The following is a 22,769-nucleotide window of genomic DNA, read 5'->3' on the forward strand; positions in this document are numbered from 1 at the left end:
AAAGCACAATTAAGCGTACACAGGAAGGCGCTTACAGATATCCAGCACCTTGGCCTTGGTCGCCTCAATCACTTCTGGCTTGTCGATGTTGTCCATCACATCACACATCCAACCAGCTAGCTGCTTGGCATCTTCCGCCGTAAAGCCGCGGCGTGTAATCGACGGTGTACCAACACGAATACCCGACGTCACGAACGGACTGCGCGGATCATTCGGTACACTGTTCTTGTTCACGGTGATGTTGGCAGCACCCAACGCGGCATCAGCTTCTTTGCCGGTGATCCCCTTGTCGATCAAATCCACAAGGAACAGGTGGTTCTCGGTACCGCCAGAGACGATCTTGTAACCGCGCTCGATGAACTCACCCGCCATGACCTTGGCATTCTCAACAACACGCGCCTGATACTCTGCAAACTCAGGCTCCATCGCCTCTTTGAATGCCACAGCCTTAGCGGCGATCACATGCATCAGTGGGCCACCCTGACCACCAGGGAAAACAGCCGAGTTCAGCTTCTTATATAGGTCTTCACCGCCATTAGACAGGATCAAGCCACCACGAGGGCCAGCCAGAGTCTTGTGGGTAGTGGTGGTCACGACATGGGCATGCGGCACAGGCGTCGGGTAAACTCCCGCAGCAACCAGACCCGCAACGTGAGCCATATCGACAAAGAAATACGCGCCGATCTTGTCAGCGATTTCACGCATACGTTTCCAATCAACGATCTGCGAATAAGCAGAGAAACCGCCAATAATCATCTTAGGCTTGTGCTCAAGCGCCAACGCTTCGACTTCTGCGTAGTCAATCTGGCCATCGGCATCAATGCCGTAAGGAATAACGTTATACAGCTTGCCCGAAAAATTCACCGGTGAACCGTGGGTCAGGTGGCCACCGTGTGCCAGACTCATACCCAAGACAGTGTCGCCTGCATTCAAAAGCGCCATGTACACCGCGTTATTGGCCTGTGAGCCAGAGTGCGGCTGAACGTTGGCATACTCAGCACCAAAAAGCTGGCAAGCACGGTCAATGGCCAGCTGCTCAGCCTTATCCACGAACTCACAGCCGCCGTAGTAGCGCTTACCCGGGTAGCCCTCGGCATACTTGTTGGTGAGCTGGGAACCCTGTGCTTCCATTACTCGAGGACTGGTATAGTTCTCAGAGGCAATCAGCTCAATATGCTCTTCCTGACGCGCAGTTTCTTCCTGAATAGCTGCATATAGTTCAGCGTCATAATCGGCAATGTTCATGTCGCGTTTTAGCATCTGTATCTCCTGACTCAGATTGTTCTCAAACCCATTTGTTAACAGGAGCGAGCTTACCCTGCCACTGTTACCAAAAGACGGTAAACACACATTTCTGGCACAAATATGAAAAAACGGAAAGCTAGGCGCCACGTGGACGCAAACGTTTTCGTTGCACCGGTAGATAACGTCGTATTTTACAGAATTTGATCTAAATCAGATAGTCCCTAATGTGATTTTTTATTGGCATTTATTTCAATATGGGGATGAATTGTTTTCAATTTGTTCTAGATTCCGCCAGCCGATAACACATACCGAGACAAGTCACACCGACAATTATTTTTTTACAACTGCGGAAATAAAATTGTACAGTGCCAACAAGGGCAATTCGACGCCCCCTCTGCGCACATATTACGTTCACCAGTATCATAGCCCGCTCAATCATAAGGAGCGTTGTCTTGAGCGGTATCCCCCATTCTCACAAAGAAAATCTCATTGCTATTTTGACCGGTACTTTCGTGGTTTCTCAGGGGGTATTCTTCCTCCAGCAAGCCAATTTGCTAACCGGCGGCACCACGGGCCTTGCCCTGCTACTGAGCCAGTTTGTTGACTTGAGTTTCGGTCAACTTTACTTCATGGCCAATACCCCGTTCTACCTGATGGCATGGTTTAGAATGGGACGCAGCTTCGCGCTGACCAGCATCCTTTCCGGCGGACTGGTTTCTATCATCACAGACAACCTCCACCACGTATTGGAAATCAGCCGACTTGAGCCGCTCTACTGCGCGGTGATCGGCGGTATACTCATGGGACTGGGTATGCTGATCCTGTTCCGCCACAAAACCAGCCTCGGCGGCTTCAACGTCCTGGTACTGTACCTACAAGAGAAATTCGGGTGGTCGGCCGGCAAACTGCAGATGGGCATTGACCTAACCATCCTGACTGCCTCGTTCTTCTTGGTCAGCCCAATGATTCTGCTCTATTCGGTGATCGGGGCGTTCATGCTCAACCTGGTACTGGCCATGAACCACAAGCCCGGCCGCTACGTCGGCAACGTCAAGCAACAAGCCGAAGCGTAAGCAATTAACCGTAATAAAAAAGCGTGCTCCATGAGCACGCTTTTTTGTATCCAGCCCGGTGTTTATACGCATAAATGAGTACTTCCGATGCAGACTGAGAGCGAAACGGCAACGTCATAACGAACTTTAAATGGCGTCCTCGTCTTCCTCGCCAGTCCGAATACGCACCACACGCTCCACATCGAACATGAAGATCTTGCCGTCACCGATTTTACCGGTTTGCGCGGTTTCGATGATGGTATCGACGCATTGGTCTGCGACTTCGTCTGAAACGACAATTTCCAATTTCACTTTGGGTAGGAAATCGACCATATACTCAGCGCCACGGTATAACTCGGTGTGCCCTTTCTGGCGGCCAAACCCTTTGACTTCGGTCACTGTCATCCCGGTGATACCGACATCGGCAAGGGCTTCGCGAACATCATCAAGCTTGAATGGCTTAATAATGGCTTCTATTTTCTTCATTCTCGTCATCCTTAGCTGAGCTATGGCCTGGAGACCGGAGCATTGCTTGCCCTGCGGTACCATGACCTTTAAAGGGGCAAGTATAACAAATGGTTGATAGCCGGTTTAGTACTTTTCCTTGGGCAATACGACATCGGTGTCCATCATTTTCAGCAGCAGCATGACTGAGAACAGCATCACTGCACTGTTGCTTAACAGAATGACAAGTTGGCGGACTTCGGGGACAAATAACAGGGGCAGGAAGGGGATCAAGCTGTAACCAAAAAACAGGGTAACGGCTGGGATAAAAAAATAGAGCGGGATAAATCCCCAGCGATGGGCTCGACACAGGCCAACGATAGCAAACACGCCTGACAACAGGATCAATGCTGTTACCATGCTCGGCACAACCCCGAGTTGCATGAAACTGAAAATAATCGCAAAACTGTCGGCATAGCGGAGCAAGCAGACAACGACCAAGGCGGCCAGCAACTGCGCGGCACGGTTTAATCCTTTGCGTGAATGATCCATATTATTCTCTCTTCCGTGAAAGTATTACGAATATGGTTAATAAAATAGGCGCACATTTTATGTGGCTATTACAATCTACACAATAACTATTTGAACATTTTTCGCTCAATGTCGAGCATAAACACGCATTACGTGTACTGATATGCCGACAATCGTACTAGCCGTTCATTTTAACCAGCTCGACAAAGCCGCCTAGGGTTCTGACAACCCGAGTATTCACCTGAACGGATGGGCTGGGAGTGTCTTGGTAATGTCTATTTAACCACACGGCTTTAAACCCAAGCTGACTGGCGGCGGTGGCGTCATTATCGGGATGATTGCCGATATACCAGCATTGCTCGGCACTGAGTCCTGACTGGCGTAGGGCCTGCCGGAAAATATTGGGATGGGGCTTGGCATGGCCGACCTGCTCGGAGATCACCATGAACTGAAAATAATCACGAATAGCCATCTGCTTGAGTTTGGCTTCTTGATGGTAAGCGAAACCATTGGTGATAATCGCCATCGACGCAACAGCCTTCAGGGCCTCCAAGGCTGGAAGCACATCAGGAAACAGACGCCAATGCTGGCGATAGAGGGCATAGTACTCGGCCATCAGGCTGTCGGCCTCGCGAACCGTCAGCGGCCGCTGGAACAACGCACTGATCCGTGCTCGGCGCAACTGTTCAAAATCAAGCTCCCCAGCCCGCCAACGGGCACGCTGGCTGTCCGATATATCACGCCATGCTTTGCCGATAGCCTCGGTCCCGGCCACCAGCTCACCCGGATGACTCGCGGCAAACGCTTCTATCGCATTCTGCTCCGCACCATCATGATCCAGCAAGGTATTATCGAGATCGAAAAAAATCATACCGCCTCCTGTGCTATCCCTTACCCAGCGATATCAGATTAATCACAGTCTTGACATAATGGCGAGGAAAACACGCACAAAACAAAAAAAACCGCTACCAAGAGCGGTTTTTTTGTTCAATCATCAATCTGGCCGGCTTAGCCGATATTAACCCTTGCGTTACGGAACATCCGCATCCATGGGCTGTTTTCGCTCCAATCATCCGGATGCCAAGAGTTGGCCACGGTACGGAACACGCGCTCAGGGTGCGGCATCATAATCGTCACGCGACCATCCTGGGTCGTCAAGCCGGTAATACCGTTCGGCGAACCATTCGGGTTGGCAGGATAATTCTCGGTAACTTTGCCGTAATTATCTAAGTAACGCAGGGCAACCGTTCCCGACTGCTCGATAGCAGCCAAATGCTCGCCATTGCGCACCTCGACACGGCCCTCGCCATGAGAAACGGCTATCGGCATCCGCGAGCCTACCATTCCGTTGAAGAACAACGAATCACTCTGCTGTACTTCCACCAGGCTGAAACGGGCTTCGAATCGCTCAGACTCATTGCGAACAAAACGAGGCCATAGCTCAGCACCCGGGATCAGCTCGCGCAAATTCGACATCATCTGACAGCCATTACAAACCCCAAGGGCAAACGTATCATTGCGGTGGAAGAAGCGCTCGAACTGCTCACGAGCCATATTGTTGAACAGAATAGACTTCGCCCAACCTTCACCGGCCCCCAGCACATCACCATAAGAGAAACCGCCACAGGCTACCAGGCCGTTGAAGCCATCCAGCTGTACCCTGCCCGACAGAATATCGCTCATGTGGACATCTTTGGCATCAAAACCTGCACGGTCAAAAGCTGCTGCCATCTCGACATGGGAGTTGACCCCCTGCTCGCGCAGGATTGCCATTTGTGGCTTGGCACCTGTCGCAATATATGGCGCAGCAACATCTTGGTGAATATCAAAACTCAGCGCCACATTCAGGCCCGGATCGGCAGGATCCTGTTTAGCCTCGAACTCCTGCATCGCCCCCGCCGGGTTATCCCGCATAGCCTGCATCTGGTAAGTCGTTTCTGCCCAGATGGTACGCAGCTCGGTACGGCTCTGCTCCAGCACACGGTCATTGCCGTTCCAAATACGCAGCACGTCTTCATCGACAACCGTACCAATCACATGGCTGCACGCCTCAAGGCCATACTGGGCCAATACCGTCAGCACCTTATCCAAATCATCGGTACGAACCTGAACCACCGCACCCAGCTCTTCACTGAACAGTGCCGCCAATACGTCTTCGCATGCATCGCCGCCAGTCGTATTCAGATCAACTTCAACCCCGGTATGACCGGCAAAGGCCATCTCGGCCAATGTTGTGTAGAGGCCGCCATCACCGCGGTCGTGGTAGGCCAGCAACTTGCCATCACGCAGCAAGGACTGAACGGCCTCGAAGAAGCCCTTGAGCAACTCAGGACTGTCTACATCTGCCGGCTTATCACCGAGCTGCTTGTAAACCTGAGCTAAGGCCGTTGCACCAAGACGGTTCTTGCCGCAGCCAAGATCGATCAGCAGCAGGGTCGAATCCCCCTTATCAGTTCGCAATTGCGGCGTCACCGTCTTGCGCACATCCTCTACCCGGCCAAACGCGGTAATCACCAAGGACAGCGGCGACGTCACTTCCTTCTGCTCGCCATTCTCTTCCCACTTGGTTTTCATCGACATCGAGTCTTTGCCAACCGGGATAGTCAGACCCAGCGCCGGACAGAGCTCCTCGCCAACCGCCTTCACGGCCTCGTACAAACCCGCATCCTCGCCGGGATGACCCGCCGGAGACATCCAGTTGGCCGACAGTTTGATACGCTTGAGATCACCGATATCAGAACAGGCGATATTGGTCAGTGACTCGCCCACCGCCATACGGGCAGAAGCGGCAAAGTCAAGCAGGGCAATCGGCGTTCGCTCGCCCATCGACATTGCCTCACCGTGATAGGTATCGTAGCTCGCTGCGGTCACGGCACAGTTGGCTACCGGCACCTGCCAAGGGCCAACCATCTGATCGCGGGCAACCAGACCGGTCACGGTGCGGTCGCCGATAGTGATCAAGAAAGTCTTCTCGGCCACGGCTGGCAGGCGCAACACCCGGTGGGTCGCCTCTTCAATATTGATTCCGCGTCGGTCAAGGGCGATCCCCTCGGCTTTCTGGCTTGTCACATCGCGGTGCATCTTCGGCGGCTTGCCGAGCAAGATATCCATCGGCATGTCGATCGGGGTATTGTCGAAATGACTGTCTTCCAGTGTCAGGTGGCGCTCTTCGGTCGCTTCGCCAACAACAGCATACGGGGCACGCTCACGCTGACAAATAGCGTCAAAGATCGCCATGTCCTCGGCGGCTACCGCCAATACATAGCGCTCCTGCGATTCGTTGCACCAAATCTCAAGCGGACTCATTCCCGGCTCATCATTGGGCACATCACGCAGCTGGAAACGGCCGCCACGCTCACCATCGTCAACCAGCTCAGGCAGGGCGTTGGAAATACCGCCTGCACCGACGTCATGGATAAAGGCGATCGGGTTAGCGTCCCCCATCTGCCAGCAGCGGTCGATCACTTCCTGACAACGGCGCTCCATCTCAGGGTTCTCGCGCTGGACCGATGCAAAGTCTAGATCTTCAGCAGACTGGCCGGAGGCCATCGACGAGGCCGCACCGCCACCAAGGCCGATATTCATCGCTGGGCCGCCAAGGACAATCAGCTTGGCCCCCACCGGGATCTCCTTCTTCTGGACATGTTCGGCACGGATGTTGCCCATACCGCCCGCAATCATGATCGGCTTATGGTAGCCACGGATCTCCTCGCCATTATGGGACGTCACTTTTTCTTCGTAAGTACGGAAATACCCCAGCAAGTTGGGACGACCAAACTCGTTGTTGAATGCCGCTCCGCCCAACGGGCCTTCCAGCATGATATCCAAGGCATTAACAATGCGCCCCGGCTTGCCGAAATCGCTCTCCCACGGCTGTTCGAAATCAGGGATACGCAGGTTAGACACCGTAAAGCCGACCAAGCCCGCCTTCGGCTTGCCGCCGATACCGGTCGCGCCCTCATCGCGGATCTCACCGCCAGAGCCCGTCGACGCTCCCGGCCACGGAGAAATGGCGGTCGGGTGGTTATGGGTTTCCACTTTCATCAAAATGTGGGCATCTTCCTGATGGTAGTTGTACTGGCGCGAGTCCGGATCCGGGAAGAAACGGCCGACCTTGGAGCCTTCCATCACAGCCGCGTTATCCTTGTACGCCGAAAGCACATAATCACTGTTCTGCTCAAAGGTGTTCTTGATCATCTTGAACAGCGACTTGTCCTGCGCGATCCCATCGATAGTCCAATCGGCATTGAAGATTTTGTGGCGGCAATGCTCGGAGTTTGCCTGAGCGAACATCATCAGCTCGATGTCATTCGGGTTGCGCCCCAGCTTGGTGAAGCTCTCCACCAGATACTCAATCTCATCGTCAGCCAAAGCCAAACCAAGAGTAACGTTTGCATCCTCAAGCGCTTTGTAGCCGCCGGCAAGGATATCAACACAGCCTACGGGGGCGGGCTCAGCCTGGGCAAACAATGCAGCGGCATCGTTCATATCAGCAAAGACAACTTCCATCATCCGATCATGGAGCAGTCCTTTGAGTGCCTGCAACTGTATCGCACTTAACTCGGCAGAGGTTTCAATATAATAAGCTGTACCGCGCTCAAGACGCTTAACTTGAGCCAGACCGCAATTGCGGGCGATATCAGTAGATTTGGATGACCAAGGGGAGATCGTGCCCGGACGCGGAGTAACCAGCAGCAATAAACCGACTGGTTCATGTTCTGCAATCGTCGGACCGTAAGTGAGCAAGCTGACCAGTTTGCTTTGCTCGTCGGCACTTAACGGTGCAGACAGGTGGGCAAAGTGCATGAACTCAGCATAAATACCTGTGACTGGGAGCTCCAATTCGCGGCAACGAGCCTGTAGCTTATTGATACGAAACTCAGACAGTGCGGGTGAACCACGCAAAATTTCCATGTGCGTACGTCTCTCGATTAGCAGTTGAATGAAGGTGATATTGACCTAATCCCCCGGTAAGTCACCGGGACAATCACGTCAATCTCACCTCGTTCGTCCCTGTTCAACATCCAACCTACTGCTGACGGGGCGTAGTATAAGGGAAAAAAATTTGTGACGTAACTCTTGACGCAACCGTTTGCGTCTTTTTTTTTCAATCCGCATCAATTTCCCTGTCAAGTACTACGGACAGCAAGCACTTTTACCGTTGGGTGTTCAAAAAACAACCATGTGCGTATGCCAAAATCCTATCTTTGGCACGAAATTGATGCCGCATTGTTTTGAGGTTGAGGCCAGCTTTGGTATAAAGAACGCCCTAGTATTACAAAGAGCATGTTGCGTTGAGCATTATCCAACCAAGACGTTATTTCAAACATATCATGGCCTTGCTAGTTAGCGTGGTAATGTTAAGTGGCTGCCTGTGGCAAGAAGAGCCGCTGACAGACCTCGAACGCATCCGGCAAAGCGGTGTCTTGCGGGTAGGCACCCTCAATAACCAGCTGTCTTTTTATATCGGTAACGAAGGGCCAACAGGCCTTGATTACGAGCTGGCCCGCCGCTTCGCCGACAAACTGGGCGTAAAGCTGGAAATGAAACCAATGCTCAGCCTGGCTGGCATGTTCCCTAGCCTCAAGCGAGGCGATGTCGACATTCTGGCATCAGGACTGACCATGACCGATGAGCGTCTTGCGGAATTTCGCGCTGCACCAGCCTATTATTATGCCAGCCAAAAAGTGGTCTACAAAAAAGGCCAATGGCGCCCGCGCGATATTAAAAACTTGGCAGAAAGCAAAGGCCGCCTGGTCGTCGCCCAAGGGTCGAGCCACGAAAAGACCCTCATTGCCCTGAAAAAGACATACCCAGATCTGACTTGGGAAAGCGCCGAGGAGATCGACACCGATGAACTGCTGCGCCAAGTGGCTATCGGCAACATTGATTACACTATGGCCGACTCGGTTGATATCGCCCTTAACCAGCGTATCTACCCTGATATCACCACGGCACTCGAACTGACCGAGGACGAGCCTATTGCCTGGTTTGTCAACCAGCGCCCCGATGACAGCCTTTATGCCCTGCTGATCGAATTCTTTGGTGAAATCCAGCAAAGCGGCGAACTGGCCAAGCTCGAAGAAAAGTACTTCGGTCATGTCGACAAGTTTGACTATGTCGATACCCGCGCCTTCTTGCGAGCTGTCGAGGGCAAGTTACCTAAATGGGAAGGGCTATTCAAACAATATGCCAATGAGTTTGATTGGCGACTCATTGCCGCCCTTGCGTATCAGGAATCACACTGGAATCCAAAAGCGGTATCACCGACCGGGGTACGGGGCATGATGATGCTGACTCTGCCAACAGCTAAATCCGTTGGCGTTACCAACCGCCTTGATCCTGAGCAAAGCATCCGCGGCGGGACTGAATACCTGCGCAAAATGATCAACCGGATCCCGGACAGTGTCGAGACCCATGAAAAAGTATGGTTTGCCCTTGCTTCGTATAATGTTGGCTTCGGCCACCTAATGGATGCACGCCGCCTAACTAAAGCGCAGGGCGGAAACCCTGATGCGTGGAGCGATGTCAAACAGCGCCTGCCATTGCTACGCCAGCGCAAGTTCTACCGCCAGACCCGCTATGGTTATGCACGCGGCGACGAGGCATTGAACTATGTCGAGAATATTCGCCGCTATTACCAGAGTATTATCGGCTATGAGCAAACACACAGCCAGCAACCGCAGCAAGAAGAAGTCAGCCTAGTGGATGGCCTGCATACCATCACCCCAACGCCAATGCCGCAAGTCAAGGACATCACCCAAGAGGCACAGGCACAGGCACAGGCACAGGCACAGGCAGACATTCCGGCACTCACACCGCTGCCTAAGCCAGAGCGACATTCCCACTTCTATTCCACCAGCCACAACCAATAGCTGATCGGTTATCCCAAACAGCCTGCCCAGCAGGCTGTTTCTTTTTCAGCTCAAATCACAACCACTCGCAACGCCAATGGCAACAGCCATAAAATAAATGTGACAGCCCTCGCCTACACCGGCGCGATTTTCAATGATACTAATGCCATAGCCTTCTGGGGATCTTCCCCAACGCCTTCATTTAACAACAATAAACACGGAGGTATGATGCGTTTTTCCAGAAAAAGAACCCTGCAGGGAATGCGAAAGCATAGCGGGAAATCATCCATTCGCCGCAAGCGCCATGCAGCCAACAATCGTAAGAAAGTCCTAGCCCGCCATCGTCGCTATACCGTTGCCACCATGCCCTGCTCTTCTCGATAAACAGGATGTAAAAAGGGCCGCTATCGTAGCGGCCCTAACATATCTATGGTTTGCGGTGCGTACCGGAAAGCCCGCCCTCATCATCCACTCCTGACTCGGCAACCCGCCTCGCCTGCTTCTCTGCTTTCTTTTCGGCCCTACGGCGTTTGAAAAAAGCCTGAAGCTGGGCACGGCACTCATCTGCCAGCAAACCCGACTCAATCTCGACATGATGGTTGACCTGTGCATAGCTCAACAGGTTCATAATGCTGCCGGCCGCGCCGGTCTTGAGATCATGAGCACCAAACACCACCTTACCAATACGGCTATGCACCATAGCACCGGCACACATTGGGCAAGGTTCGAGAGTGACATACATCACGGCATCAATCAGGCGGTAATTCTGGATTACCTTGCCCGCTTGGCGCAACGCCATGATCTCGGCATGGGCAGTTGCGTCGTGCTGGGTGATTGAACGGTTCCAGCCTTCTCCGACCACCTGCCCCTGATAGACGACAACAGCACCAACCGGTACCTCCCCCTCAGCCTCGGCCTTGGCTGCCAGCACCATTGCCCGGCGCATATAATCTTCGTCTGTGTATAGGGGCTTGTTACTGGTCATCGGTACGAATATCACTGCTGTTAGTTAGGTTAAGCGCGGGATTATAACGCAACTCCGTGCTATGCCCCACATGCCTTGGCCAAATGATCCACCAACAGGCGAACTTTTGGCGATAGGTGACGGTTGTGCGGGTACAGCGCCCAAATCCCCTCTTCCGGCTCTCTAAACGGGGCAAGTATTTCCACAAGGCTGCCGTTGGCCAAATCCTCAGCCACATAATAATCCGGCAATTGAACCACCCCCAGCCCTTTCAGCGCCGCATCACGCAGGGCAAAACCGCTATTACAGCGCAGGTTGCCGCTCACCCGGACGCTACGCTCCCGGCCGGACTCAATAAAATGCCAATGATCGCTATTGCCCACCAAGCAGTTATGCTGGCGCAACTCAGATAACGAATGCGGTACCCCGTATTTTTCAAAGTACATCGGGGCGGCACAGATATACTGGGTTCGGCTCGCCAGTTTTCGCGCCATCATGCTTGAGCTTGACAGTCGCCCAAGGCGAATCGCCAAATCGAAGCCTCCTTCAACCAAATCGACCTGCCGGTTAGTCAGCTCCATCGTCACTTCGACTTCGGGGAACTGGAGCATGAACTCATTGACCAACGGCATCACGAACTGCTCGCCATAGGTCACAGGGGCGGTCATTTTGATACTGCCCTGAGGCGTGTCGCGCCGCTCGCTGATCGCCCGCTCGGCTTCTGCCAGACCATTCATCACCTGCCTGCAATGACGGTAATAAATCGCCCCTTCCTCGGTAACCGATACTTTTCGTGTGGTTCGGTAGAACAGCTTGGTGTTGAGCCGGTTTTCCAACGCGCTCACCTGCCGACTGACCTGCGCCGTCGAAATACCCAGCTGCTTTGCGGCAGCCGTAAAACTCTCGCTCTCCGCCACCGCAACAAATTCAGAGACCCCTTCCCAGACAAACATCACAGCACCATTATTACCAAACAGAAAAAGTAATTTGCATTTTATGGTAATTATCATTTCATGTGAAATAAATATACTGCACACATCACAACGGGAACGAGAACTAAAACATATCTCTGTCTCCCGACATTTTCTCTCCTACTTTTATTAAACAGCCAAAGGTAGGAACAACCGGGCAGTGCCCAATAACAAATAGAGAGAAACAAAATGTCTGAACAATTCATCAAATCACGCGCGGCAATCGCTTGGGGTCCAAACCAGCCTCTTTCTGTTGAAGAAGTCGATGTCATGCTACCAAAGAAAGGCGAGGTACTGGTTCGCATCATCGCCACCGGCGTTTGCCACACCGATGCCTTCACCTTGTCTGGTGATGATCCTGAAGGGATCTTCCCTGCCATTCTTGGCCACGAAGGCGGCGGTATCGTCGAAATGGTCGGCGAAGGCGTAACCAGCGTTGAAGTTGGCGATCATGTGATCCCTCTTTACACCCCTGAGTGTGGCGAGTGTAAGTTCTGCAAATCAGGTAAAACCAACCTATGCCAAAAGATCCGCGAAACACAGGGCAAAGGCCTGATGCCTGACGGTACAACCCGTTTTTACAAAGACGGCCAGCCAATCTTCCACTACATGGGCTGCTCGACATTCTCTGAGTACACGGTACTGCCTGAGATCTCACTGGCAAAAGTGAACAAAGAAGCACCGCTTGAAGAAGTCTGCCTGCTGGGCTGTGGCGTAACTACTGGTATGGGTGCGGTACTAAAAACAGCCAAAGTACAAAAAGGCGATACCGTTGCCGTTTTCGGTCTTGGCGGGATCGGCCTATCGGCAATTATCGGTGCGACCATGGCAGGTGCCAGCCGTATCATCGGTGTTGATATCAACGAGAGCAAATTCGAGCTTGCCAAAGAACTGGGCGCAACTGACTGCATTAACCCGCAGAAATTCGACAAGCCTATCCAAGAGGTGATCGTCGAGATGACCGATGGCGGCGTCGATTTCTCATTCGAGTGTATCGGTAACGTCAACGTTATGCGCTCGGCACTAGAATGCTGCCATAAAGGTTGGGGCGAATCTGTCATCATCGGCGTAGCTGGTGCGGGCCAAGAGATTTCAACCCGTCCGTTCCAACTGGTAACCGGCCGTGTATGGCGTGGCTCAGCCTTCGGTGGCGTAAAAGGCCGTTCTGAACTGCCGGAGATCGTCGACCGCTACATGGCGGGGGAATTCAAGCTGGATGACTTCATCACCCATACTATGGGTCTTGAGGGAATCAACGAAGCCTTTGACCTGATGCATGAAGGCAAGAGCATCCGCACCGTGATTCACTACAACAAGTAATCCTCCATTCTCTATTTTTCAGGGAGCTGGCAACAGCTCCCTGTCTCGTTACAGGCGACCTTATGAGTATTGAAAATATCAGTTGGAACAAGAGCTTCGGTGGATGGCACAAACAATATAGCCATTACTCCGAAGTGCTTGGCTGTACCATGCGCTTTGCGATATTCCTTCCGCCCCACATTACCCGTGGCGACAAGGTTCCCGTTCTCTACTGGTTGTCGGGGCTGACCTGCACCGACGAGAACTTCATGCAAAAAGCCGGGGCGCAACGTTTGGCGGCCGAGCTGGGGATCGCCATCGTCGCCCCGGATACCAGCCCGCGCGGCGAAGACGTCCCCGATGATCCGGAGGGTGCGTATGACTTCGGCCACGGTGCGGGTTTCTACGTCAACGCCACCGAGGCCCCTTGGAACCGCCACTACCGGATGTACGATTATGTACTGGAAGAACTGCCAGCACTGATCGAAAGCCACTTCCCGGTCAACAACAAGCGGTCGATCAGCGGCCACTCCATGGGCGGCCACGGTGCCTTGATGCTTGCCCTGCGCAATCCATCACGCTACCAGTCTGTCTCGGCCTTTAGCCCCATTAGCAATCCGACCCAATGCCCTTGGGGCAAGAAGGCCTTTGCTGGCTACCTCGGCTCAGATAAGACCAGCTGGGAACAATACGATAGCGCCTTGCTGATGAGGAACTCCGCCCAACCGGTTCCGGCTCTGGTCGATCAAGGTGACCAAGATGACTTCTTGGCCGAACAGCTCAAGCCAGAGACCTTAGTGGCCAGCGCCAAAGCGGCTGACTACCCGCTGGAGCTACGGATGCAAGAAGGTTTTGATCATAGCTACTACTTTATTGCCAGCTTCATTGACGACCACCTGCGCTTCCACGCTCAGCACCTGTTGGATTAACTGTCCCTACCACCCATAAAAAAACCCGCTCTTTCGAGCGGGTTTCGACAATGCTACAAAGATCCAGATTACATCGTGTAAGTGTACGGAGCCTGGATACCTAGAGGAATACCAATTGCCCAGTAAACCAGTAGGAAAATAGTCCAACCAACCAACATCGCAATGGAATACGGCATCATCATAGATGCTAGCGTACCGATACCTGCGCTCTTCACATAACGCTGCATGTAAACCACCACCAGCGGGAAGAACACCATCATTGGAGAAATGATGTTAGACACAGAGTCACCTACACGGTAAGCGGCTTGAGTCAGCTCAGGAGAAATACCTACCGCCATCAGCATCGGTACCATGATTGGGCCGATCAGTGCCCACTTCGCAGAGGCAGAACCCACCAATAGGTTGACCGATGCCGTTAGCAGAATCATACCAACGATAGTGATCTGACCTGGCAAGTTCATCGCCTGTAGCAGCTGAGCGCCGGACAGTGCCAGTAGCGTACCGATATTAGATTGAGTAAACGCAACAAGGAATTGGGCGATGAAAAATACCATCACCATAAAGCCAGCCATACCCGCCATCGTGGTAGACATGGCCTTAATCACGTCTTGGCTCTGCTTGAAGGTACCTGCAACTTTACCGTAGATAATACCCGGGATAACAAACAGGATGAAAATCAACGGTACGATAGATTGCATCACAGGAGCATTAAATGCCGCGATTTCACCAGACGGGGAACGTAGCGGCGATGACTCAGGGATAAGAGCGACCACCAACAATGCGATACCCGCAATCATTGACCAACCTGCAAGAGAGAATGCTTTCGATTCAAGTTCAGTAAATGAACCCATATCAGGAGCTTCTTCAGCGTCTTCGTCAATCGCTACTTTGGATAGGCGAGGTTCAACAATCTTATCTGTGATATACCAGCCAATTGCAACGATGACGAATGAAGATAGCCCGGTGAATATGATGTTTGCCAGAGGGTTAACAATATAGTCAGGATCCATAATCCGCGCCGCCTCTTGCGTAAAGCCAGCTAGCAGAGGATCGATACCCGATGGAATGAAGTTGGCAGAGAAGCCACCTGATACACCGGCAAATGCAGCCGCAATACCCGCCAGAGGATGACGGCCAGCAGCGTGGAAGATGATACCACCTAGTGGAATAACCAGTACATAACCCGCATCAGCTGCTGTGTGTGACACAATCGCCACCAAAATCAGCATAGGAGTCAGTAGTTTAACTGGCGTGATATTCAGCATTTTCTTAAGGCCAGTATTGATAAAGCCTGATGCTTCAGCAACACCTACCCCCAGCATCGCAACAAGTACAATTCCCAGAGGTGCAAAACCGGTGAAGTTTTTCACCATATTGGCAAGGAAACTCGCCATAGACTCACCGGTAAGTAGATTCTTAATTTCTACTGCCTGCTGAGTCACAGGATGAACCAGACCAAAATCAAATTGTGATAGTACTGCGGAAAGGACCCAAACTAGGACCAATCCCCAAAAGAATAAAAGGGCTGGATCTGGAATCTTGTTACCGACACGTTCAATGCCATTAAGAAATTTGTCCATCGCACTCGGCGGTGTGTCCGGTGCCTTATTTACTGCTTGATTACTCATGGGAACTCCATGGTTATTGATGATGTTGTTAGTTTGCGGTGCTGTAATAATTATTTATCCGCCGCTATTCCCATGTTACCCACATAGAAAAACCGACAAGGATTGTAATGAAAAGATCAAAAGAAAACGCATGTTCATCTAACTAATAACAAAATACTACTAGACCATTTTGTAAGGGGATATTAATACGAAACATCCTAAAAACATATAACTCACAACAACAACAAAAGTCAGCAACGGAATTTTCAACTAACTTTGCGAGTAAAGATACAAAATGCTCGTTACCGTCAACATCACTTTCAATCAACAACAGTTAAATATCCTAGCAATCTGGTAAAGTGTAGACGATAAAAAAAGGGTCCCTAACGGGACCCTTTTTACAACCAGAATGATAATCCTCACACGGAGAATCTTATTCCCACTCGATCGTTGCTGGCGGCTTGCCGGATACGTCGTATACCACGCGGGAGATACCGTCTACTTCGTTGATGATACGGTTCGATACCTTGCCCAAGAACTCGTAAGGTAGGTGAGCCCAGTGCGCAGTCATAAAGTCGATCGTCTCTACCGCACGCAGCGATACAACCCAATCGTACTTACGACCATCGCCCATCACGCCTACAGAACGAACCGGCAGGAACACGGTGAAAGCCTGAGAGACCTTGTTGTACAAATCCGCTTTGTGCAGCTCTTCGATGAAAATAGCATCGGCGCGGCGCAGCAGGTCACAGTACTCTTTCTTCACTTCACCCAGCACGCGAACACCTAGGCCCGGCCCAGGGAACGGATGGCGGTATAGCATGTTGTAAGGCAGGCCAAGCTCAAGGCCGATCTTGCGAACCTCATCTTTGAACAGCTCTTTAAGCGGCTCGACAAGGCCCATCTTCATATCGTCTGGCAGGCCGCCCACGTTGTGGTGCGACTTGATAACGTGTGCCTTGCCTGTCTTAGAAGCAGCAGACTCGATCACATCAGGGTAAATCGTACCCTGTGCCAGCCACTTGGCGTTTTGCAGCTTCTTCGACTCTTCGTCAAACACTTCCACGAACACGCGACCGATGATCTTACGCTTGGCTTCAGGCTCATCAACACCTTCCAGTGCCGACAAGAAGCGCTCTTCCGCATTAACATGAACAATGTTCAGGCCGAAATGGTCACCGAACATATCCATTACCTGCTCGCCTTCGTTCAAGCGCAGCAGGCCGTTGTCAACGAATACACACGTCAATTTGTCACCGATTGCACGGTGAACCAGCATCGCCACAACGGATGAATCAACACCACCAGACAGGCCAAGGATCACCTCGTCGTCACCAACCTGCTCTTTGATGCGGGCTACGGCATCTTCGATGATGTTCTCTGATGTCCACAGCTTCTCGCAGCGGCAGATATTAAGGACGAAGTTTTCGATAAGACGCATACCCTGACGAGTATGGGTTACTTCCGGGTGGAACTGAACGCCGTAGAAATGCTTAGCTTCATTGGCCATCGCTGCGTAAGGACACGTTTCGGTCTCTGCAACCTTGACGAAATCAGATGGGATTTCAATCACTTTATCGCCGTGGCTCATCCATACGTCAAGCAATGCCGTACCGTCTTCGGCAATAGCGTCTTCGATATTGAGCAGGAAGTCTGTTGGTTCTACCACGCGCACCTGCGCATAGCCGAACTCTCGCTCGTTTGAACCGGCAACCTTACCACCTAGCTGCTCAGCCATTGTCTGCATGCCGTAGCACACACCGAATACTGGCACACCGGCTTCGAATACATACTGAGGAGCGCGAGGAGAACCTTCCTCAGTCACGCTCTCTGGACCACCTGATAAAATAATACCGTTAGGGTTGAACTCGCGGATATCCGCCTCATCAACATCCCAGCTCCACAGTTCGCAGTAAACACCGATTTCGCGAATACGACGGGCAATTAGCTGCGTGTACTGAGAACCAAAGTCCAGGATCAGAATACGCTGGTCATGAATATTTGTGGTAGTGGTCATTTCGAGCTGTCTCAAGAATTTATTAAAAGGTGGGGGCTAAAATCGCCCCCAATCTTATACAAGTTTTGCAGTTAGGCAAACGTTTTCGCCACCCGTTGGTACGGGCGGTGAAAATTAACCCATACGGTAGTTTGGCGCTTCTTTGGTAATGGTCACGTCATGAACATGCGACTCTTTCATACCTGCACCGGAGATACGTACAAACTCCGCCTTGGTGCGCAGCTCTTCGATGGTAGCCGAGCCAGTCAAGCCCATGCTTGAACGCAGGCCGCCCATTTGCTGGTGTACGATCTCTTTCATGTGGCCTTTATAGGCAACACGGCCCTCGATACCTTCCGGTACCAATTTGTCAGCCGCATTGTCAGACTGGAAATAACGGTCAGAAGAACCTTTGGACATCGCACCCAGCGAGCCCATACCACGGTATGACTTGTAGGCGCGGCCTTGGTACAGCTCCACTTCACCCGGAGCTTCTTCGGTGCCGGCAAACATCGAGCCGACCATCACACACGATGCACCGGCAGCAATCGCCTTACACATATCGCCAGAGAAACGGATACCGCCATCGGCAATAACAGGGATACCGTATTCATCAGCCACTGCTGCCGCATCGGCAATCGCTGTTACCTGAGGAACACCAACACCGGTAACAATACGGGTCGTACAGATTGAACCTGGACCAATACCGACTTTCACAGCACTTACGCCAGCTTCAATCAGAGCACGGGCACCTTCAGCTGTTGCCACGTTGCCGCCAATAATAGGCAGGTTAGGGTAAGCATTGCGGGTTTCGCGGATACGATTCAGAACACCTTCTGAATGGCCATGAGAAGAGTCAATCAGCAGCACATCGACACCGGCTTCAACCAGCGCCTTAACGCGGTCTTCATTACCCGCGCCCGCGCCGACTGCCGCACCGACACGCAGACGACCAAATTCGTCTTTACAAGCGTTTGGCTTGCGCTCTGCTTTCTGGAAGTCCTTGGCGGTGATCATGCCGCGCAGCTGGAAATCGTCGTTAACCAGCAACACTTTCTCTACGCGGTGCTGCTGCATGATTTGCTCGACTTCCTCGCGCGATGCGCCTTCTTTGGCTGACGCCAACTTGTCCTTCGGTGTCATCACCTCTTCGACTTTAAGCGACAGATCTGTCACGAAGCGAACATCACGGCCAGTAATAATACCAACCAGCTCGTTGTTATCCGATACAACCGGGTAACCGGCAAAGCCGTTTTCCAGTGTCAGGCGCTTCACATCTTCAATCGTATTGTATGGCTTGACTGTTACCGGCTCAGAGACAACGCCCGCTTCGAACTTCTTCACCATGCGTACTTCGCAGGCCTGCTGTTCGATAGACATGTTCTTGTGGATAAAGCCGATACCCCCTTCCTGCGCCAGGGCAATCGCCAGGCGGCCTTCGGTTACTGTATCCATCGATGCAGAAATCATCGGAATATTCAGCGAAATATCTTTCGTCAGGCGGGTGCGCAGATCGGCAGTGTTAGGTAGAACGGTAGAATGGGCTGGAACTAGTAGAACATCATCAAAAGTCAAAGCTTCTTGTTTGATTCGTAACATTGCAATATCTCACACCAGAGTGGGTTGAAAGGATGTATAAAATATTGCGGTCGAATTATACGCACGGTGCAATCGTTTGGCTAGTAATTTTTTTAATTGACTTTTTCTTCTTGATGTGTAGTATATTTCGGTTAAGTTTCCGGTGCTGCGGTCGGCATTTTTCGACCAAGATCTGTCCATAGATCTGCCCAAACTCCGCCATCCGCGCAATACCGCCCATCTCCCCCACAACAGGTAGCTTGCCGCTTGAGCCTTTTCAACCAACAATCCCAAGCCAATGACCGGATCTATACGGTTTCCAGTTTGAATGCCCAGGTTCGCCTGATCCTGGAAAACGAGATGGGTGTCGTATGGCTGGTCGGTGAAATTTCAAACTTTTCCATGCCCGTGTCGGGGCATTGGTACTTCACCCTCAAAGATTCACGCGCCCAAGTAAAATGCGCCATGTTCAAAGGCAGCAACCGGCGGGTCATGTTCAAACCGGCCAATGGCGCGCAAGTATTGGTCAAAGCACGGCTGTCGCTCTACGAACCCCGCGGTGACTACCAACTGATCATCGAAAGCATGCAGCCCGAAGGTGATGGCCGCCTACAACAGCAGTTCGAGCAATTGAAGATGGCTCTGGCAGCCGAAGGGCTGTTTGCCCAAACATTGAAAAAACCGCTGCCGGCACAACCTAAACGGGTCGGGATCATTACCTCCCAAACCGGTGCTGCGCTACACGATATCCTCCATGTCCTCAAACGACGCGACCCGAGCTTGCCTGTGGTCATCTACCCAACGATGGTTCAAGGCGAGGGAGCGGCAATCTCCATTGCCCAAGCAATAGGCAGAGCCAACGCCCGCCAGGAGTGCGATGTACTGATCGTTGGCCGGGGCGGCGGCTCGCTTGAGGATCTCTGGGCATTCAACGAGGAAATCGTAGCCCGCACCATCGTCGCCAGCCAAATTCCTATCGTCAGTGCCGTCGGCCACGAAGTCGACGTAACAATTGCCGATTTTGTCGCCGATGTCAGGGCCCCGACCCCCTCGGCAGCGGCAGAGCTGATCAGCCGTGACAGTAACCACCAGCAACAACAGCTTGAACAGCGCTGCCAGCGTTTGCAGCATGCGATAAAAAACCGCTTGGCCAGCCACTCTACCCAGATCTTGCGCCTTCAACACCGGCTAGATCGCCAGCATCCGCAAATCCGGCTGAACCAACAGCAACAGCAGCTTGACGAGCTTTCTGCACGTATGCTCAAGGCAATGCAAGAGCAGCTCAACCGCTACCAGCAGCACATTAACAAACAGCAATACAAGCTGGCACTGCATTCACCACAGCGCCAACTACAACGGCAAACAGCCCAGCTCGATACGCTCCAACAGCGCCTTAAAACCGCCTTGGACCGCCAGCTGGTCAAGGCCAATCACAAACTGGCACTGGCCGCAGAGAAACTCGAAACAGTCAGCCCGCTGGCAACACTGGCGCGTGGCTACTCCATCACCAAAGATAGCTCAGGACAGGTCGTGCGCAGTGCCGCACAGGTTCGTCCCGGCGATCACCTACTGACTAGCGTCGCCGACGGCGAGATACATTCTGTCGTCTCTAAATCCTAGCCAATGAAGTAATACCCATAAAAAAACGTCACCCCGGTGACGTTTTTTATTATCTCGCAATCACAATCATTGCGCTTCGGCCTGCGGAGCAAAAACTATCTTCACCCGTGACTTTGACTTCAGCTCGTTGCAGCAATGACAAAAATAGCTGGCCGAGCCGCATGCCTGCAATTTTTCCAGCCGCACACCGCACTCATTACAGTAAGCCTCTTTGCGAAATGGCTGCTGGCAAAAATCACAAAAGTACCCCTCCGGCTGCCAAACCAATTCACTTTGGCAATCCGGACAATAATTCTGACTTTGGCTCATCTCTATTTCCTCCTTGAGCGCCAATGGTAGCTATCGTACACCTGTCCCAATCATTTCATTACGAATACAGCGTAAATTAGCACTATCCCGATGATAGACACTGGCGATGATCTTTACTCGATCTCTTGATCAGCGACAAAATACACCGCGATCAGCGATCACCTATCAAAAGAACATTTATCAATACACTTCCCGAAAGCATAAGTTACATATTCTGCATTTCAATTTAATCCGATATATAAAACTACAACTTCCGAGATCAAACCTAACGATCAAGTATTTTGTAAAATCCACCACACAGATCAACCTATATTCTTGATCACAAGAAGATCTATTGATAAATAACATTAAAAACAAATAGTTAAACTAAATCCATCCTGATTTGTAGATTATCCGGTTCAGATCACGCCACCGATGCTTTTGTCAACATCACCAGCTCCTGCTCACTGGCCGCCACCAGAGAAACCTCCAGCCCAGCATATTCTGCCAAGGAAGTAACATGCGTCCCACCACAGGGGATCTCCACCACGCCCCCTTCGCCTAAATCACATTGCCAGTAACGTGAATCTGTCAACGCCTCCCCCTCTCGGCGGATCACTACCGGCGCACCACTATCGCACCATTGGGCCAGCAGAAAGTTAACCTGCTGCTCTATCTCCGGCAGGGCCTCCAGCATCTCAGCCGTATTAAAACCACGCTTACGCAATGTCTTGCCCAAACGATAGGTATCCGTACTCAGATCCTCGGTTACACGGCTCTCACTTTGGGCATAGCTATGGAAATCATAATGACCGAGTTCGTCTTTGCGCGAGGCATCCTTGCGCCAAAATTGTTCATGCAGCACTTTGTTTAGCGCCAATGATGACAGATGACCACCACTATGGCCCCGGCTCAACGCCTGCTGGTAAGCGGCATCTACCTGCAAATGTACCGACGTTCCCGGCGTTAACCCTATGCCGGTTCCAATATGGTGAACCACCACAAAAACCCAACCTTCGGTACCACGCTTAACGAAAATATCACTGCCGACCAACAACTTGCCGGTAGCAAGCTCTACCGCTCCGACATGGCATCCCAAAACCGGATGATCAATTCCACCGACCACCAAGGTTCCCTGATCTGCAGGATGATCAGGCCAAATATGGCTCACAGGATGGAACGGCGTCTGATCTGTCACGATATAGCAACCGGCCCCATTGGCATCAACAGCCAACTGAACGGTGGCATCACTTTGGTAACAGTGCTCAGGGAACAACACTTTGGTTGCGGTTACAGCGGTCATAACATTCCTTAGTTGTTGGTAGAAAGAGAGAAAATGGCAAAACTTGATCATACACCAGAACAAATCACTGCCAATAGCCGCCCAAATA

At 51.9% G+C, this 22,769-nt stretch carries 18 protein-coding genes; 6 read left to right on the forward strand and 12 right to left on the reverse strand.

Annotated features, from left to right (window positions below):
- Positions 1–9: 9 nt before the first annotated feature.
- A complete protein-coding gene (gene glyA / locus ABT56_RS10585) occupies positions 10–1,260 on the reverse strand; it encodes a serine hydroxymethyltransferase (protein WP_047878826.1) in 1,251 nt (416 codons plus the stop codon).
- Positions 1,261–1,697: 437 nt separating this feature from the next.
- Here glyA and ABT56_RS10590 point away from each other — a divergent pair, with 437 nt between their 5' ends.
- Positions 1,698–2,318: a YitT family protein gene (locus tag ABT56_RS10590; RefSeq protein WP_047878827.1), complete on the forward strand. Its 621-nt coding sequence runs from the start codon at positions 1,698–1,700 to the stop codon at positions 2,316–2,318.
- A gap of 126 nt (positions 2,319–2,444) precedes the next feature.
- Here ABT56_RS10590 and glnB read toward each other — a convergent pair whose 3' ends face one another.
- From glnB to purL, 4 genes are all read right to left on the reverse strand, one after another.
- Positions 2,445–2,783: a nitrogen regulatory protein P-II gene (gene glnB, locus ABT56_RS10595; protein ID WP_047878828.1), complete on the reverse strand. Its 339-nt coding sequence runs from the start codon at positions 2,781–2,783 to the stop codon at positions 2,445–2,447.
- A 105-nt stretch (positions 2,784–2,888) separates the two neighbouring features.
- Positions 2,889–3,293, reverse strand: coding sequence for a hypothetical protein (locus ABT56_RS10600; protein ID WP_047878829.1), 405 nt, complete (start codon positions 3,291–3,293; stop codon positions 2,889–2,891).
- A gap of 157 nt (positions 3,294–3,450) precedes the next feature.
- Positions 3,451–4,143, reverse strand: a complete 693-nt coding sequence (locus tag ABT56_RS10605) for an HAD family hydrolase (RefSeq protein WP_053062442.1) — start codon at positions 4,141–4,143, stop codon at positions 3,451–3,453.
- A 137-nt stretch (positions 4,144–4,280) separates the two neighbouring features.
- Complete coding sequence (purL, locus tag ABT56_RS10610; RefSeq protein WP_047878830.1) at positions 4,281–8,186, reverse strand: phosphoribosylformylglycinamidine synthase; 3,906 nt, start codon at positions 8,184–8,186, stop codon at positions 4,281–4,283.
- Positions 8,187–8,605: 419 nt separating this feature from the next.
- Between purL and mltF the strand changes: the two genes are divergently transcribed.
- Both mltF and ABT56_RS24585 read left to right on the forward strand, forming a co-directional pair.
- Positions 8,606–10,147 (forward strand): membrane-bound lytic murein transglycosylase MltF, encoded by a 1,542-nt coding sequence (gene mltF / locus ABT56_RS10615; RefSeq protein ID WP_047878831.1) that lies wholly within the window; start codon positions 8,606–8,608, stop codon positions 10,145–10,147.
- Positions 10,148–10,387: 240 nt separating this feature from the next.
- Positions 10,388–10,510 (forward strand): hypothetical protein, encoded by a 123-nt coding sequence (locus tag ABT56_RS24585; RefSeq protein WP_276203181.1) that lies wholly within the window; start codon positions 10,388–10,390, stop codon positions 10,508–10,510.
- Between the two features lie 43 nt (positions 10,511–10,553).
- Here ABT56_RS24585 and tadA read toward each other — a convergent pair whose 3' ends face one another.
- Together tadA and ABT56_RS10625 are read right to left on the reverse strand one after the other, a co-directional pair.
- Positions 10,554–11,111: a tRNA adenosine(34) deaminase TadA gene (gene tadA, locus ABT56_RS10620; RefSeq protein ID WP_047878832.1), complete on the reverse strand. Its 558-nt coding sequence runs from the start codon at positions 11,109–11,111 to the stop codon at positions 10,554–10,556.
- Between the two features lie 59 nt (positions 11,112–11,170).
- Entirely contained in the window at positions 11,171–12,043 is an 873-nt protein-coding gene (locus ABT56_RS10625) for a LysR family transcriptional regulator (RefSeq protein ID WP_047878833.1), read from the reverse strand.
- 207 nt (positions 12,044–12,250) lie between these two features.
- On the opposite strand from ABT56_RS10625, the gene ABT56_RS10630 reads away from it, so the two are divergent.
- Positions 12,251–13,381, forward strand: a complete 1,131-nt coding sequence (locus ABT56_RS10630; RefSeq protein WP_047878834.1) for an S-(hydroxymethyl)glutathione dehydrogenase/class III alcohol dehydrogenase — start codon at positions 12,251–12,253, stop codon at positions 13,379–13,381.
- Between the two features lie 62 nt (positions 13,382–13,443).
- Positions 13,444–14,289: an S-formylglutathione hydrolase gene (gene fghA, locus ABT56_RS10635; RefSeq protein WP_047878835.1), complete on the forward strand. Its 846-nt coding sequence runs from the start codon at positions 13,444–13,446 to the stop codon at positions 14,287–14,289.
- Between the two features lie 68 nt (positions 14,290–14,357).
- Here the strand turns inward: fghA and ABT56_RS10640 are convergent, their stop codons facing one another.
- The 3 genes from ABT56_RS10640 to guaB all read right to left on the reverse strand — a co-directional run bounded on the left by ABT56_RS10640 (position 14,358) and on the right by guaB (position 19,491).
- Positions 14,358–15,917 carry an AbgT family transporter gene (locus ABT56_RS10640; protein ID WP_047878836.1) on the reverse strand — a complete coding sequence of 520 codons (1,560 nt, stop codon included), beginning with the start codon at positions 15,915–15,917 and terminating at the stop codon, positions 14,358–14,360.
- A gap of 412 nt (positions 15,918–16,329) precedes the next feature.
- Entirely contained in the window at positions 16,330–17,913 is a 1,584-nt protein-coding gene (guaA, locus tag ABT56_RS10645) for a glutamine-hydrolyzing GMP synthase (protein ID WP_047878837.1), read from the reverse strand.
- Between the two features lie 114 nt (positions 17,914–18,027).
- Positions 18,028–19,491, reverse strand: coding sequence for an IMP dehydrogenase (gene guaB / locus ABT56_RS10650; RefSeq protein WP_047878838.1), 1,464 nt, complete (start codon positions 19,489–19,491; stop codon positions 18,028–18,030).
- A 246-nt stretch (positions 19,492–19,737) separates the two neighbouring features.
- On the opposite strand from guaB, the gene xseA reads away from it, so the two are divergent.
- Entirely contained in the window at positions 19,738–21,090 is a 1,353-nt protein-coding gene (gene xseA, locus ABT56_RS10655; protein ID WP_047878839.1) for an exodeoxyribonuclease VII large subunit, read from the forward strand.
- A 66-nt stretch (positions 21,091–21,156) separates the two neighbouring features.
- On the opposite strand, the gene ABT56_RS10660 is transcribed toward xseA, so the two are convergent.
- Together ABT56_RS10660 and ABT56_RS10665 are read right to left on the reverse strand one after the other, a co-directional pair.
- Positions 21,157–21,399: a zinc ribbon domain-containing protein gene (locus ABT56_RS10660; protein ID WP_047878840.1), complete on the reverse strand. Its 243-nt coding sequence runs from the start codon at positions 21,397–21,399 to the stop codon at positions 21,157–21,159.
- A gap of 403 nt (positions 21,400–21,802) precedes the next feature.
- On the reverse strand, positions 21,803–22,681 hold the full coding sequence (locus ABT56_RS10665; RefSeq protein ID WP_047878841.1) for an alanyl-tRNA editing protein: 879 nt from the start codon (positions 22,679–22,681) through the stop codon (positions 21,803–21,805).
- Positions 22,682–22,769 lie beyond the last annotated feature (88 nt).

This window comes from Photobacterium aquae (assembly GCF_001029445.1).
Taxonomy (GTDB): domain Bacteria; phylum Pseudomonadota; class Gammaproteobacteria; order Enterobacterales; family Vibrionaceae; genus Photobacterium; species Photobacterium aquae.

What these genes read in the sequence shown, in the direction of transcription:
- glyA (WP_047878826.1), bottom strand. Translation starts at nt 1,260, where the DNA reads ATGCTAAAACGCGACATGAACATTGCCGATTATGACGCTGAACTATAT.
- glnB (WP_047878828.1), bottom strand. Translation starts at nt 2,783, where the DNA reads ATGAAGAAAATAGAAGCCATTATTAAGCCATTCAAGCTTGATGATGTT.
- ABT56_RS10600 (WP_047878829.1), bottom strand. Translation starts at nt 3,293, where the DNA reads ATGGATCATTCACGCAAAGGATTAAACCGTGCCGCGCAGTTGCTGGCC.
- ABT56_RS10605 (WP_053062442.1), bottom strand. Translation starts at nt 4,143, where the DNA reads ATGATTTTTTTCGATCTCGATAATACCTTGCTGGATCATGATGGTGCG.
- purL (WP_047878830.1), bottom strand. Translation starts at nt 8,186, where the DNA reads ATGGAAATTTTGCGTGGTTCACCCGCACTGTCTGAGTTTCGTATCAAT.
- mltF (WP_047878831.1), top strand. Translation starts at nt 8,606, where the DNA reads ATGGCCTTGCTAGTTAGCGTGGTAATGTTAAGTGGCTGCCTGTGGCAA.
- ABT56_RS24585 (WP_276203181.1), top strand. Translation starts at nt 10,388, where the DNA reads ATGCGAAAGCATAGCGGGAAATCATCCATTCGCCGCAAGCGCCATGCA.
- tadA (WP_047878832.1), bottom strand. Translation starts at nt 11,111, where the DNA reads ATGACCAGTAACAAGCCCCTATACACAGACGAAGATTATATGCGCCGG.
- ABT56_RS10625 (WP_047878833.1), bottom strand. Translation starts at nt 12,043, where the DNA reads ATGTTTGTCTGGGAAGGGGTCTCTGAATTTGTTGCGGTGGCGGAGAGC.
- ABT56_RS10630 (WP_047878834.1), top strand. Translation starts at nt 12,251, where the DNA reads ATGTCTGAACAATTCATCAAATCACGCGCGGCAATCGCTTGGGGTCCA.
- fghA (WP_047878835.1), top strand. Translation starts at nt 13,444, where the DNA reads ATGAGTATTGAAAATATCAGTTGGAACAAGAGCTTCGGTGGATGGCAC.
- ABT56_RS10640 (WP_047878836.1), bottom strand. Translation starts at nt 15,917, where the DNA reads ATGAGTAATCAAGCAGTAAATAAGGCACCGGACACACCGCCGAGTGCG.
- guaA (WP_047878837.1), bottom strand. Translation starts at nt 17,913, where the DNA reads ATGACCACTACCACAAATATTCATGACCAGCGTATTCTGATCCTGGAC.
- guaB (WP_047878838.1), bottom strand. Translation starts at nt 19,491, where the DNA reads ATGTTACGAATCAAACAAGAAGCTTTGACTTTTGATGATGTTCTACTA.
- ABT56_RS10660 (WP_047878840.1), bottom strand. Translation starts at nt 21,399, where the DNA reads ATGAGCCAAAGTCAGAATTATTGTCCGGATTGCCAAAGTGAATTGGTT.
- ABT56_RS10665 (WP_047878841.1), bottom strand. Translation starts at nt 22,681, where the DNA reads ATGACCGCTGTAACCGCAACCAAAGTGTTGTTCCCTGAGCACTGTTAC.